Source organism: Streptomyces similanensis (assembly GCF_039543625.1).
Classification (GTDB): Bacteria; Actinomycetota; Actinomycetes; order Streptomycetales; family Streptomycetaceae; genus Streptomyces; species Streptomyces similanensis.
Window position 1 is genome coordinate 20,594 of record NZ_BAABKC010000141.1, and the last position, 12,889, is coordinate 33,482.

A 12,889-nucleotide genomic window follows, 5' to 3' on the forward strand; every position below is an offset into this window, starting at 1 on the left:
CGAGGTACCGGGGCCGGCGACCGGCCTCCGCCGCCCTGGTCCGCGGCCCTGGCGCACCGCCTTGGTCCACCGCCTTGGCCAACGCCCCGGGCCACCGCCCTGGCGCTGTCGTCCGTCCGATCGGCCCGGGCCGAGGGGACGACGACTCCGACGGCCCTCTCCGGCCGCCGTCAGCACCGCTGCCACCTCACCACGCATGCTGGGAGCACCCCATGACCGTGTCGACCACCGCCGAACCATCCAGCAGGTATCTGGCCGATCCGGGCCACGGCACCGCCTTCACCGACCACCTGGTGACGGCGCGCTGGTCCGCCGACACCGGCTGGCAGGACCTCGCCCTCGGCCCCCTGCGAGAGCTGTCCCTGCATCCCGGCACCAGTGCCCTGCACTACGGGCAGGCGGTGTTCGAGGGACTCAAGGCCTTCGTCCAGCAGGACGGCGGCGTCGCCGTCTTCCGCCCGCGGGACAACGCGGCCCGCTTCGCCCGCTCGGCGGCCCGGCTGGCCATGCCGGTCCTGCCCGACGAGCTGTTCATGACGGCCCTCGACCTCCTGGTGCGGGCCGACGCGCCGTGGCTCACCGACAACCCGCAGCACGCGCTGTATGTGCGGCCGCTGATGTTCGCCAGCGAGGTCAACCTGCTCATGCGGGAGGCCACGGAGTTCACGTTCGTGCTCATGGCGTTCGTGGCCGCCGGATACTTCGGCGACGGGGCCGGCCCGGTGACGGTGATGATCGCCCGCGACCACGCCCGGGCCCTGCCCGGCGGCACCGGCGACGTGAAGTGCGCCGCGAACTACGCCCCGACCCTGCTCACCCAGCGCCGCGCGCGGGAGGCCGGCTGCCAGCAGGTGGTCTGGCTCGACCCGGACGAGCGGCGCTGGGTGGAGGAACTGGGCGCCATGAACCTGTTCTTCGTGGTGGACGGCGCGCTCGTCACCCCCCGTCTCACCGGCAACTTCCTGCCCGGCATCACCCGCGACACCCTGCTCGCCCTGGCCGCCCGGGCCGGCTACGAGGTGCGGGAACGGCCCGTCTCGGTCGACGACTGGCGGGAGGGATGCCGCAGCGGCGCCATCACCGAGACCTTCGCCTGCGGTACCGCCGCGACGGTCACCCCGATCGGCCGCGTCCGGGACGGCGACGGCGCCTTCACCGTCGGCACCGGGAACGAGGGTCCGGTGACGGCCGCGCTGCGCACCGCGCTGCTCGACGCCCAGCACGGCCGCCTGCCCGACGTGTCCCACTGGCTGCACCGGATCGACTAGCCGACCGCGCCCTCGACCACACCACCCGGCCACACCTCCCGACCACGCCTTCGGACCACATCCCCGGCCGCACCCTCGGACCGCACACCCGGCGGTCGCCTCCGCCGCGACCGCACGCGTCACCCACGCCCGCCCATCGCACCGCATCGCACCGCACTCCCCCTGTCGTCCGCACCCGCGAAGAAGGCCCCATGGACATCTCCCCGGCTCCGGAGCCGCGCCCCGTCGGAACGCTGGCCGGACGCGTGGCGCTGGTCACGGGGGCCGGGCGGGGGATCGGCCGGGCCTGCGCGCTCGCCCTGGCCCGTCGCGGCGCCGACCTCGTCCTGACGGCGCGGTCCGACGCGGCCCTCGCCGAGGTCGGCGCGGCCCTCGCGCCGACGGGACGGGCCGTGCTCACCGTCGCCTGCGACCTGTCGGAACCCGGGGCGGCCGACGCGCTGCTCGGGCAGGCGCACGCGCGCTTCCCGGCCGTCGACATCCTCGTCAACAACGCCGCCCGGTCGGGACCGCTGGGCCCCACCGCGCGGATCGACCCGGACGAGTGGGAAAGGACGCTGGCGCTCAACCTCACGGCGCCGGTGCGGCTCGGCAGACGGCTCCTGCCCGGCATGCTCGCCCGGGGCTGGGGGCGCATCGTGAACGTGACCTCCGGCGCCGCCGCCGGCTCCGGGCTGACCGGAGCGAACGCCTACTCCGTCAGCAAGGCGGGACTGGAGCACTTCACCCGCAACCTCGCCGCGGAGGTGGCGGGCACGGGGGTGCTGGTGAACACCGTGCGGCCGGGTGTGGTGGACACCTCCATGCAGGCCGGGATGCGGGCGCCGGGCAACGGCCTGGACGCCGCCACCCGGGCGGTCTTCACGGAGCTGGACGCCGGCGGCGCGCTGGCCCGGCCGGAGGCGGCCGGGGAGTTCCTCGCGGACGTCGTGCAGAGCGAGGTGTCCGGACGGACCCTCGACGCCCGGACCACGACACCGCACGACCTCGGCGCCCACGCACCGAAGCCCCCCACCACCGCCCCGCACTGACCCCGGACCCTGCTGACCCCGGACCCTGCTGACCCCGGACCCCCACTGCCCCGAGCCCGCACCTGACCCCGAGCCCGCACCTGACCCCGAACCCGAACCCGAACCCGCCCCCTCAGAACACCCCGCACCGACCGCCGCGCCCCTCACACCCCCGGCACACTCGTCTCCGCGAGGAAGGAGATGGCGTCCGGCGGGCTGTAGGGCTGCATGAACCCTCCGGCGCGCACGTCCCGGTACAGGCGGGCCAGTTCGTGCCCGGCCATGTAGGCGCCGCCGCCCACGAGCGAGAGGCAGCGGTCGACGACGAGGCACGCCTGTTCGTTGACGAACTGCTTCCCGGCCTGGAAGTCCCGCATGAGCGCCACCGGATCGCCCGTGACCCCGTGCTCCACCGCCTCGGTGGTGTGCGCCACGACGGCGCGCACGCTGTGCAGACGGGTGTGCACGTCGGCCAGCAGCGCTCCGGCGCCGGTGGTGACCGCGTTCCGCGCGCGGTGCCGGGCCGCCGCCTTCGCCGCCAGCTCGGCCGCGCGTTCCGCGATGCCCAGGTAGATGCCGAGCATGGCGACGGTGCTCACGGCCCGGCCGGGCAGTTCGGCCGGGGTGGACTGCCCCCACGGGCCGCGCACCCACACGTGGGCCGCGGGCACCGGACAGCTGTCGAAAGTGACGTCCGGGCTGCCGGACGACCGCATGCCCAGGGCGGCCCAACGCTCCGCGACGTGCAGCCCGGGGGTCTCCCGGGCCAGCAGGACGGCGGCGAACCGGCGGTCACCGGGATCGGCGTCCGCGGTCGCGGCCCGTACGACGAAGTGGGTGGCCGCCGACGCCAGGGTCACGAACGTCTTGTGCCCGGTCAGTTCCCACGCCCCGTCGGCCCGTCGAGCCACCCGGGTGCTCACCCGGTGGTAGTCGCTGCCCGGCTCCGAGACCGCGCCGCTGACCAGGGCGCGGCCGTCGGCCATGGCGACGAGGAGGGCGCGCAGCGCGTCGTCCCCCGCCTCCCGCCAGTCGTGGCCGAGGGTGAGGCCGCGGCTGAACTGCATGTGCAGGGCCAAGGCCGCACCGGGGTCGGCGGCCGCGACCTGGGCGAGGGCGACGGCCACGTCGTGCGGGCTCGTCACCTGGAGTCCGCCGAGTTCGGCGGGGACGGTGGCGCCCAGGATCCCCTTGGCGCCCATGTCCGTGAACGCGGCGGTGGGGAACGAGGCGTCCCGGTCGTGTTCCGCGGCCTCCTCGCGCAGCTGCGGGAGGACGCCCGCCAGCAGGTCGCCCAGAGCGCGGCCGGCGGCGGTACGGGGCTTCAGCTCCGGCATGGTGCGTCACCTCCTCGTCTCGGCGCCGGCCGGGACGGCCGGACCGGTGCCGTCCGGCAGCAGGGGCAGCCGGTCCGCCCACGTCGCGCCCGCCGTCCGCAGCTCCGCCGCCCGCGCGGCGTCGAACGCCTGGCCGACCGTGGCCGCCAGTTCGTCCCGCTCGGCCGCCTCCGACGCGTCGATGGGCGCCCCGGTGCGGGCCACCAGTTCGTCGGCGAGCCCGAGCAGCAGGGCCGCCTGTTCGACCGCCGCCCGGTCCGCGGCGACCTGGCCGAGCCTCAGCACGGGGTAGGCCAGCAGTTTGCGGTTGCCGTCGGCGCAGAGCAAGTGCAGGGCGCGGGTCGCCATCTCCGCGGCGGCGGCGTGGTCGCCGAGCCGGCGCCTGACGTTGGCGAGGTTGCACAACTCGGCCGCCTGGGCGCGTACTTTGCGCATCCGCACGGCCAGTTCCAGGGCCTGGCGGCCCAGCGCCTCGGCGTCCGTGAGCCGTCCGTCGAGGAGGGCGGCCTCGGCGAGGATGTGCAACGCGGTGCAGCGTCCGTCGTCGTCGGCTGCGTCGATCACCGCCAGCGCCCGTTCCCCGTGGCCGCGCATCCCGGCCAGGTCCCCGTCGGCCATGGCGATGCGGGCGACGCCCAGGTGCAGGTCGGCCCGTACGGCGGCGGGGGAGCCGGCCGCGGACCGCAGTCCCCGTTCCAGCAGCTCGCGGGCCCCGGCCAGGTCGCCGAGGTGGTAGGCGAGCATCCCGGCCGCGTGCCGCAGCCGCGTGGTGGTCGTGTCCGGGAGAGCCCCGCCCGCGCTGCCGTCGCGGGTGACCTCGGCGAACCACCGGGCCGCCTCCGCGATGTGCCCGTTGTAGAGCCAGAAGTGCCACACGGCGAGGCAGACGTGCGCGTAGGCCGTCGTGGCGGAGCGGGACCGGAGCAGCTCCAGCAGGGTGCGCAGCTCCTCGACGTGCTCGTTCAGCTCCTGGAAGCCGGCCTCGGGGGCCGGTCCGTTGAGGAGATCGTCGAGGTCCCGTACCGAGGCCGCGACGGCCTCCGGGTCGTCCTGGACGCAATGCCAGGGAATCAGGCTCATTCACCCACCCAACTGCCGTTTCACCGCGATCACTTGCCGGGGAAATTAACAACTCGCCCGCACCCGGTCAACCCTTGCCCCGGCGCATTGCTCCGTGCCAACCTGCGGCGTCGCGGCGGGTCTTACCGGCACGCGCAACAGGAAACCGATCCGGAAAGCAGGTGCGCGAATTGAATCGCGAACCCGGAGAGTTGTCGGCCACCACGCTGGTGTTGCTCCACAGTCCCCTGGTGAGCATGTCGAGCTGGGGCAGAACCGCGGAGTGCGTCGAGGCGCTGGGGCCGCGCTGCGTCGCCGTGGAGGTGGACGACGACCTCCGCCCGCCGTACGGTCTCGGCTACGCGCGGTGCGCCGCGGACCGGATCGCCGGCAGCGTCGGGACCGGGCCTGTGGTGCTGGTGGGACACAGTGGGGCGGGTCCGGTCCTGCCCGCCGTGACCGCCGCGCTGCACGGCCGGGTCGCCGTCGTGGGCGAGCTGTACTGCGACGCGAACCTCCCGCGCGCCGGCGCCAGCCGGGTGGACCTCATGCGCCACCAGGGCGCGGACTTCGAGAACTTCAGGGCGGAACTGGCGAACGGCCGCCGCTACCCGGACTGGTCCGACGAGGAATTGACCGAACTGCTGCCGGACCCGCTCGACCGCAAGACGGTCCTGGCCGGCGTACGGCAACGCGGCGAGGACTTCTACCTCGAACCCCTGCCCATTCCCGACTCCGTTCCCGAAATAGGCCGCGGATTCCTCCGGCTGTGCGCCGGATACGAATTCCCGGCGGCCGAGGCGGAACGCCGCGGATGGCCCATCATCCGGCTGGACCAAGGCCATTTCCACCCCCTGGTCGACCCGGAGGAGACCGCCCGCGCGCTCGTGGCGGTGGCCGCCCGCCTGGTGCCCGCCGCGTGAGCGACGCACCCCACGCACCGGTCTCCCGGCTCCAGCGGGACATGCTGGACTTCGCCCACGGCCCCGGAGACGGCAGCGACATGCTGGTCATCCGGTGGGCGCACCGGCTCCTCGGACCGCTCGACCCGGCTGCGCTGCGCACCGCCCTGGCGGACGTCGTCCAGCGGCACACCGTGCTGCGCTCCGCCTTCCTGCCCGCCGACGGCGCCGGCTACCGGGCCGAGGTCCACGCCCGTGTGCCCTCCCCCCTGACCGTCACCGACGTGCGCCGCCTTCCGCCGGACGCCCGGGAGGAGGCGTGGCGGCGCGCCCTGCGCACCATCGCCCCGCTCAGCCCGCGGACGCCGCCGCACCTGCGGGCGACCCTGCTGGTGGAGTCCGGCACGGAGGCGCGCCTGCTCCTGGAGGCCTACCACCCCGCGTTCGACGGCTGGTCGCAGGCGGTGGTCGACCAGGAAATCGCCGTCGCCTACGCGGCCGCGTGCGCCGGGCGCCGGCCGAGCCCCTGGGAGCCGGACGACTTCGGGACGGCGGCGGCCGCCGAAGCACGTCTGGCGGGGTCGGCCGAGCTGGCGCGGGCGGCCGGCCACTGGAGCACGGTGCTCCGGGACCTGCCGGAGGCCAACCGGCAGCCGCCCGTCGGCGACCTGACCGCGTCCGAGGCCCGGGTCGCGCTGGAGAAGCCGGACTTCCACCAGATCGTCCTGGCCGCGGCCAGGAACCGGGTGCGGCCCAGCACCGTCTGCCTCACGGCCTGGCTGCGGACCCTGTCCGACGCCGTCGGCAGCGCCGACGTCGCCGTGGCCATGCCCGTGGCGCTCCGCGACGACGAGGCGCTCGGCGACGCGGTGGGGCCCTACGTCAACCAGGTGCTGGTACGGGCCGTGCCGGGCGGGCCGGACGACGTGAAGGCCGTGCTGCGCCGGGTGGACTCCGCCTTCTGGACCAGCTGGCGGCACCGCGCGGTCCCGTACCAGACGGTGCTGGAGGCGCTCGGCTCCGACTTCCGCTACCGCTTCCGGTTCGGCTACCACGAGGGCGGCGGCGACGGTCCGTGGGACGCGACCGGGGTGAGCACGGTCCCCCTGGACGTGCCCGTCGACACCACCCTGCGCCGCGACGCCGCCCTGGAGCTCACGCACACCGCCGGCGCCGCGTCGGGCGTCGTACTGTGCCGTGACGGGGGCCTGCCGGGCTGGAGCGCCGGCCGGCTCGCCGCCGCCTTCACCGCCCATGTGTCCCGACTCACCGACCCCGCCTGACCCACCCGTTCCGGCACCGACGTGCCGTGGAGGAGACCACGTTGACGATCCATCACTCCGCCGAGGGCTACCGGTCCAACGCGGACATGTACGCCGCCGCGCGCCCCGGCTACCCCGCCGAGGCCGTGGGGACGTTCGCGGCCGAGGTGGGCGTCCGCCCCGGCCGCCGCGTCCTCGACCTCGGCGCCGGGACCGGGAAGTTCACCCGCCAGCTCGTCGAGCTGGGCGCCTCGGTGAGCGCCGTGGAGCCCGTCGAGGCCATGATCGAGCGGCTGCGGGAGACGGTGCCCGAGGCGGACGCACACCTGGCCGCCGCCGAGTCGCTGCCGTTCGCCGCCGGGACCTTCGACGCCGCCGTGGCCGCCCAGGCCTGGCACTGGCTCGACGGCCCCGCCGTCCTGACCGAACTGGAGCGGGTGCTGACGGCGGACGGCGCGCTCGGCCTGATCTGGAACGCGTACGACGTGGCGGTCCCGTGGGTGGAGAAGTACTACGGGATCAGGTACGCCCGCGCGTCGGCGGACACCCCGGACCACCGCTCCGGCGCCTGGCGCGGGGCCTTCGAGGACCGCGAGGGCTGGCTCCCGCTACAGGTGCACCGGCACACCAGCGTCCGCCCCATGTCGCCCGCCGGCCTGGAGGACCTCATGCTGTCGTCCAGCGTGATGGGCGCGCTCTCCGAGGACCAGCGGCAGGAGGTGCGCGAGGAGGTGCGGGCCGTGCTGGCCGCCGATCCCGCCACCCGGGGCCGCGACAGCGTCGGGCTCCCCTACCTCACGGAGTGCTGGTGGACGCGGCGTCAGCCGGTTCGGCCGGGTTCGGCGGCGCCGGCGAGCGCATGACGGAGCGGTGCAGCTGCCAGCCGGACGCGGACAGCACCCCGGCCAGGACGGCCCAGCCGGGCAGCCCCAGCGGGAAGATCACGGCGGTCAGCAGCAGCGGTCCGACGATGTCCCGCGCGCCGTTGCCCAGGTTGAACACCGCGAGGTAGCGGGCCCGGTCCTCCTCGGGCGCGTAGGCGAAGGAGACGCCCCAGCTGCCGGCCGACTGGTAGATCTCCGCGATGGTGATCAGCACGGTCACCGCGACCAGGATGACGATGGCCGCGGTGGCTCCCCGGCCCGCGGCGGCCGCGAAGCCGAGCGCGGCCCCGGCCAGCACCACGCCCGTGATCGCCATCGCCCGCGCCGATCCGGCCAGTTCGGCGGCGGCCCGGGACAGGGGGATCTGCAGGCCCACCACCATCACGGTGTTCACGGCCATCAGCAGGCCGGTCCAGTAGTGCGGGATGTCGCTGTGCACGGCGATCCACAGCGGCAGGGCCGTCATCAGCATGGGCTTGTGCATGCCGAGGACGCCGTTGAGCGCGGTGAGGCCGAGGAACCGCCGGTCGCTCAGGATGGACCGGTCGCGTACCGCCGCGGCCTCCTTGACCGGCTGCACCCGGCGGGCCTGCGCCACCCCGGTCACGCCGATCAGGATCGCGGCCGCGACGACGAAGGAGAGGCTGTCCCCCGCCACGGCGCCGATCAGCGGAGGGCGCCCGTCGAGCGCGAGCAGGCCGCCGCCGACGAGCGCCCCGACCGTGATGCCTATGTTCGCCATGGTCCGCGCCACGGCCATGAGCCGCACCCGGGCGTCCGGCGCCTGGCTCTCGGCGACCAGCGACTGGAGCAGCGGGCCGCACGGCCGGTCGGCCAGGGTGAGCAGGCACAGCCCGGTCATCAGCACGGGCAGGCTGTGCGCGACCAGAAGGAGGAGGACGGCCACGGCCCGCCACAGGTACAGCCCGACCAGGATGCGGCGCAGCGGCCAGCGCTTGGTGAGACCGCTGACGGGCACGGACACCAGCAGGCCGAGCAGGCTCGCCACCGTCTGGGCGAGCGCGTACTGGGTCGCCGACACGATGTGCGCGCTGGTGAAGTACACCGGCGCCACGGTCAGCAGCAGTCCGGTGCCGGTCCAGTCCAGCAGGAAGACCAGACCGACGGGGTGCGGCCGGCGGCCGGCCGGCAGAAGGCGGTGCAGGAACAACATGACCTCACAGAGAAGGGCAGGACACAGGGTGGGAATGGTCGCGGACGTGGTCGCGCTGGGGCGAGCGTTCATCGAGGCGGACAGCCAGAATCCGCCCGGCACCGAACGGGCGGTGCTGGAAACGGTGTTGGCGGCGGTCCGCCCGCTGGACCCGACCTCGGTCACCGTGCTGGAGCCGAGCCCGGACCGCGTCTCCGCGGTGCTCGTCCTCCCCGGCCCGGAAGCCGGACCGCTGCTCGCGGTCAACGCCCACCTGGACACGGCCGCCACCGCCGACCACCAGTGGCCGGCGGGCCGCGCGGACTGCCGGGTGGAGGGCGACTGGCTCATCGGCCGGGGAGCCTCCGACATGAAGGGCGGACTGGCCTCCGTCGTCGCCGCCCTGCACACCGTGTACGCCGAGGGCGGCCCCGCCTGCCGCATCGCCCTGCACCTGGTGGCCGACGAGGAGCGGGGGAGCGTGTGGGGCGCCGCCCAGCTCGCCGACGCCGGACTGCTGGCGGCCGACGCCTGCCTCATCCCCGAGCCCACCGGCCTGGCCGTGAGCGTCGCCGAGCGCGGTGTGCTGTGGGCGCGACTGCGGGTGCAGGGCGAACAGACCGGCGGCGGACGGCCGTTCAGCCCGTCCTCGGCCGTGCTCGCGGCGTCCCGGATCGCCACCGAGCTGCACGGCGCGAGCGTCACCACGGGTTCCCCCCGGCTGGACGCCGAGCCCTGCTCGGTGGGCGTGGTCCGGGCCGGCGACCGCCCCAACGCGGCTCCCACCGAGGCCGAGGTGCAGATCGACGTACGCCTGACCACCGCCGACGACCCCTCGGCGGTGCTGGAGCGCGTCCACGCCCTGGCCAGGCGGGCGGCGCCCGAGAACGACTGCCGCCTGGAGGTGCTGAAGCTGGTCCCGGCCACCGGCGGCGGGGCCGACCACGCCTGGGGTCAGGAGGTGGCACGGTGCCTGCCCGACGGGGAGGCGCGCCTCGTCGGCAGCCCCGGCCCGTCGGACGCCCGCTACTACCGGGCGCTCGGCATCCCCACCGTGCTGTGCGGTCCCGGCGATCCGGCGGTCGCCCACCGCCCCGGCGAGCGCGTCGCCGTCACCGCCCTGCACAGCGCGGCGCGCGCCTACGCCCACCTGTTCCGGACCTACGGCAGTCGCCGGTAGACGGAGACGTGCTTGGCGCTGTCCGGGGTGAACTCCGCGCCGTCCCAGTCGGCGTGCCGCGACTCCAGCGCCAGCCCGCTCTCCTCGGCGAGGAGGTCGAGCTGGTGCGGGGTCAGGTAGTGCACCTGGGTCGGCATGAGCTGCACCGGGGCGCCGTGCCGGAGCACCACGTCCTGGGAGTCCATCCGCTGCTCCCCGGCCACGTGCTGCGACACCTGGAGCACCACTTCGGTGGCCGTGAACGACTTGATCCGCACCGGCGCGATCAGCTCGGGCCTCGGTACGAAGACCTCCACCACGAACGCCCCGCCGGGCTGGAGGAGGGCGCGGACGTTCTTCAGGCACGCGGCCTGCGCGGCACGGCCCGGCAGCATGAAGAAGGTGTTGAAGACCGTGTAGGCGACTCCGGCCTTCAGCTCCGGGGCGAGTTCCGGGGCGGTGGCGTCGCCGAGGACCGGCTGCACGGGCAGCCCGGCCGCCTTGCGGGCGAGCTGGTCGAGCATGGCGGCGGACGTGTCCACCCCCACCACCGGCACGCCGGAACGCGCCAGCGGGATCGCCACCCGTCCGGTGCCCACGCCCAGCTCGACCGCCGCGTGCGGGCCGGCCAGCCGGCGCAGCAGTTCGATCTGCGCCGGCCGCGGTGTGAAGTCGGCGAAGATCTCGTCGTACGAGGCGGCGAACCGTTCGCCGTAGGTGTCCGCGGCGTACTCGTCCATCACTCACTCTCCTTGCCCGCGGCGGCGGCGAAGGGGTGGATGCCGGTGCGTTCCATGCGCGCGAGCGCCTCCCGCACCGCCGGCAGCCCGCCGGTGTCCATTCCGATCATCACCGCGGCCCGCGGGGCGTGCCGCCGCACCGCCGCGGTGAAGGCCGGCCAGTCGATCACGCCGTCGCCGGGGGGCAGCGCGTCGTCGGCGTCGCCGAGGTTGTCGCTGAGGTGGATGTAGGCGAGCCGGTCGGCCAGGCCGCTCACCCAGTCGGCGAGCGGCGCGGCCGAGAAGACGTTGGCGTGGCCGGTGTCGAGGCAGGCGAGCAGCCGGGGGACCTGGTCGAGGACGGGCCGCATCAGACCGGGCCCGTCGTCCCACATGTTCTCCAGCACGATCCGCCCGTCGAAGGCGGCGCACATCCGCGACCAGAACGCCGCGCTCGTCTCCTGCCAGCGCAGCGTGTAGGCGGCGCGGGTCGTGCACGGCAGGTGGTTGGTGTGGAAGACGACCCGCTCGGCGCCGATCGCCTCGGCGATGCGCAGACTCTGCTCGATGCGTTGTTCCGAGGCCCGGCGAATGCTCTCGTCCGGGCTGTTCACGTACAGGTCGAGGAAGGGGCCGTGCTGCCACAACCGGCCCTGGTACGAGGCCAGTCGGCGGCTGAGCGTCTTGGCCTCGCCGGCGTCGAACCCGTCCAGGACCGCGGGGTCGGCCAGGTGGATCAGTTCGAGTTCGTAGCCGTGCTCGACGGCGAGGGCGACGGTCTCGTCGAAGTGCGGCTCCCGTGGCTGCACCACGACGGGAGCCCGCGCTCCCTCACCGCTCACTGGGCCGCCCCGGACTTCGAACGGTGCCGGGCCAGGAAGTCCTGCCAGGACCGGTGCTGCTCGGGGGTGTAGGAGCCCTTCACCACGTGGTCCTGGAGCTCGCTGTCGAACTCGAACGGCTGCGGCACGAGGTCGGCCAGCGTGGAGAGCCCGTTCAGCAGGTCGACGTCGAAGCCGGGCGCCAGGTCGGCGAGGTAGTAGGACAGGTAGTAGAACACCGAGCGGCCCGGGCTGTAACTCGGGTTGCGGGCCTCGTAGTTCTCCAGCGAGAACGTCGGGTAGGCGCCGTCGCCGATCTTCTTGGGGACCTTGTACATGGGGTAGGCGAAGGTCACGTCGCCGATGGGCCGGTACGGGGCGGGCAGCGGCGCGAGGCCGCGGGCGATGCGGGACAGGCCCTCGGCGATGATGTCCTCGCGGTTGGCGCCGGTGGCGACGAACTTCATGCCCTGGCTGTGCGCGTGCCCGCCGAGCACCTTGCGCAGCAGCCACGTCCCCAGGAACTCCAGGTCGGCGTCCGGGTAGGTCTCGTGGAAGTCGGTCTTGAGGTCTTCGAGGGAACTCACGCCGGCCAGTTCGGCGGCGCGCTCCCCTTCGATGATCTGGAGTTCGAGGCCGAGGGAGGTGCAGATCTGCCGGGCGTTGTCGACCTGGGTGTCCCAGTCGGGGATGCCCAGCATCATGGTGGGGACGACGCGGCCGCCCTCGCGGATGCGCTCGGCCTGCATGAGGGCGGACAGCAGGACGTTGGAGTCGCCGCCTCCCGACGTCCCGAGCACCAGCTCGACGGGCCCCTCCGCCGGCCACTTCGACAGCACGTCGTCGACGCTGCGCACGACGAAGTCGAAGCACTCCTCCGCCGACATCTGCGTCTGTACGCGCTTGAAGGCGCCGTCCTCGCCGCTCGGGAAGGTCCACTCCGTGCTGGGGCGCTCGATCTCCCGCACGAACTGGGCGTCCAGCCCGAGCAGTCCGGGGAGGTTGATGTTGCGGGTGACCCGGGCGTGGATCTCCCGGCCCTGCGCCGCGACGGTCGACAGGCGGGTGGTCGCCGGAACGAAGGTGACCCGCCGCGCGGAGGCGGCCTTCGCGACATCGGTGTGGTCCTCCAGGACGAAGGTCCACACGGACGACATCGGTATGGAGAACCGGTCGAGCACCGACTTGATGTCGTCGTCCGGCCGTCCCTCAAGGCGGTAAAGCCCGTGATTGGTCTCCAGGTGCACGTAAATTTTGACCACCCTTTTCGCTGTAAAACTTTCCGGGTTTTTCATCGAGAACGCACAGGGAACGC

The 12,889-nt window shown here is 74.1% G+C and carries 12 protein-coding genes; 6 read left to right on the top strand and 6 right to left on the bottom strand.

The window, feature by feature from the left end; translation table 11 throughout:
* The first annotated feature begins 212 nt into the window (after window positions 1-212).
* Window positions 213-1,268, top strand: a complete 1,056-nt coding sequence (locus ABEB07_RS37105; protein ID WP_345672460.1) for a branched-chain amino acid aminotransferase — start codon at window positions 213-215, stop codon at window positions 1,266-1,268.
* Window positions 1,269-1,459: 191 nt separating this feature from the next.
* Window positions 1,460-2,299, top strand: coding sequence for an SDR family NAD(P)-dependent oxidoreductase (locus ABEB07_RS37110; protein WP_345672462.1), 840 nt, complete (start codon window positions 1,460-1,462; stop codon window positions 2,297-2,299).
* 143 nt (window positions 2,300-2,442) lie between these two features.
* Here the strand turns inward: ABEB07_RS37110 and ABEB07_RS37115 are convergent, their stop codons facing one another.
* Together ABEB07_RS37115 and ABEB07_RS37120 are read right to left on the bottom strand one after the other, a co-directional pair.
* Window positions 2,443-3,615, bottom strand: coding sequence for an acyl-CoA dehydrogenase family protein (locus ABEB07_RS37115; protein WP_345672464.1), 1,173 nt, complete (start codon window positions 3,613-3,615; stop codon window positions 2,443-2,445).
* A gap of 6 nt (window positions 3,616-3,621) precedes the next feature.
* Window positions 3,622-4,695 carry a hypothetical protein gene (locus ABEB07_RS37120; protein ID WP_345672465.1) on the bottom strand — a complete coding sequence of 358 codons (1,074 nt, stop codon included), beginning with the start codon at window positions 4,693-4,695 and terminating at the stop codon, window positions 3,622-3,624.
* A 209-nt stretch (window positions 4,696-4,904) separates the two neighbouring features.
* Between ABEB07_RS37120 and ABEB07_RS37125 the strand changes: the two genes are divergently transcribed.
* From ABEB07_RS37125 to ABEB07_RS37135, 3 genes are read left to right on the top strand one after another with little or no spacing between them, the layout of a single operon-like run.
* Window positions 4,905-5,597, top strand: a complete 693-nt coding sequence (locus tag ABEB07_RS37125; protein WP_345672527.1) for an alpha/beta hydrolase — start codon at window positions 4,905-4,907, stop codon at window positions 5,595-5,597.
* The gene (locus ABEB07_RS37130) at window positions 5,594-6,859 is read left to right on the top strand and encodes a condensation domain-containing protein (protein ID WP_345672466.1); all 1,266 of its coding nucleotides are present in this window, start codon (window positions 5,594-5,596) and stop codon (window positions 6,857-6,859) included. The genes ABEB07_RS37125 and ABEB07_RS37130 overlap by 4 nt, the downstream gene beginning before the upstream one ends.
* Window positions 6,860-6,900: 41 nt before the next feature.
* Window positions 6,901-7,701: a class I SAM-dependent methyltransferase gene (locus ABEB07_RS37135; protein WP_176150046.1), complete on the top strand. Its 801-nt coding sequence runs from the start codon at window positions 6,901-6,903 to the stop codon at window positions 7,699-7,701.
* On the opposite strand, the gene ABEB07_RS37140 is transcribed toward ABEB07_RS37135, so the two are convergent.
* A complete protein-coding gene (locus tag ABEB07_RS37140; RefSeq protein ID WP_176150047.1) occupies window positions 7,634-8,896 on the bottom strand; it encodes an MFS transporter in 1,263 nt (420 codons plus the stop codon). The two genes, ABEB07_RS37135 and ABEB07_RS37140, sit on opposite strands and share 68 nt — an antisense overlap.
* A 34-nt stretch (window positions 8,897-8,930) precedes the next feature.
* Between ABEB07_RS37140 and ABEB07_RS37145 the strand changes: the two genes are divergently transcribed.
* Window positions 8,931-10,055, top strand: coding sequence for a M20 family metallopeptidase (locus tag ABEB07_RS37145; RefSeq protein WP_345672529.1), 1,125 nt, complete (start codon window positions 8,931-8,933; stop codon window positions 10,053-10,055).
* Here ABEB07_RS37145 and ABEB07_RS37150 read toward each other — a convergent pair.
* The 3 genes from ABEB07_RS37150 to ABEB07_RS37160 are packed head-to-tail and all read right to left on the bottom strand — an operon-like array spanning window position 10,037 to window position 12,836.
* Complete coding sequence (locus tag ABEB07_RS37150; RefSeq protein WP_176150049.1) at window positions 10,037-10,774, bottom strand: class I SAM-dependent methyltransferase; 738 nt, start codon at window positions 10,772-10,774, stop codon at window positions 10,037-10,039. The two genes, ABEB07_RS37145 and ABEB07_RS37150, sit on opposite strands and share 19 nt — an antisense overlap.
* Window positions 10,774-11,565, bottom strand: a complete 792-nt coding sequence (locus tag ABEB07_RS37155; RefSeq protein WP_345672468.1) for a sugar phosphate isomerase/epimerase family protein — start codon at window positions 11,563-11,565, stop codon at window positions 10,774-10,776. The genes ABEB07_RS37150 and ABEB07_RS37155 overlap by 1 nt, the downstream gene beginning before the upstream one ends.
* Window positions 11,566-11,591: 26 nt before the next feature.
* A complete protein-coding gene (locus ABEB07_RS37160) occupies window positions 11,592-12,836 on the bottom strand; it encodes a tRNA lysidine(34) synthetase (RefSeq protein ID WP_345672469.1) in 1,245 nt (414 codons plus the stop codon).
* Window positions 12,837-12,889 lie beyond the last annotated feature (53 nt).

What these genes read in the sequence shown, in the direction of transcription:
- ABEB07_RS37150 (WP_176150049.1), bottom strand. Translation starts at nt 10,774, where the DNA reads ATGGACGAGTACGCCGCGGACACCTACGGCGAACGGTTCGCCGCCTCG.
- ABEB07_RS37115 (WP_345672464.1), bottom strand. Translation starts at nt 3,615, where the DNA reads ATGCCGGAGCTGAAGCCCCGTACCGCCGCCGGCCGCGCTCTGGGCGAC.
- ABEB07_RS37120 (WP_345672465.1), bottom strand. Translation starts at nt 4,695, where the DNA reads ATGAGCCTGATTCCCTGGCATTGCGTCCAGGACGACCCGGAGGCCGTC.
- ABEB07_RS37140 (WP_176150047.1), bottom strand. Translation starts at nt 8,896, where the DNA reads ATGTTGTTCCTGCACCGCCTTCTGCCGGCCGGCCGCCGGCCGCACCCC.
- ABEB07_RS37110 (WP_345672462.1), top strand. Translation starts at nt 1,460, where the DNA reads ATGGACATCTCCCCGGCTCCGGAGCCGCGCCCCGTCGGAACGCTGGCC.
- ABEB07_RS37145 (WP_345672529.1), top strand. Translation starts at nt 8,931, where the DNA reads ATGGTCGCGGACGTGGTCGCGCTGGGGCGAGCGTTCATCGAGGCGGAC.
- ABEB07_RS37105 (WP_345672460.1), top strand. Translation starts at nt 213, where the DNA reads ATGACCGTGTCGACCACCGCCGAACCATCCAGCAGGTATCTGGCCGAT.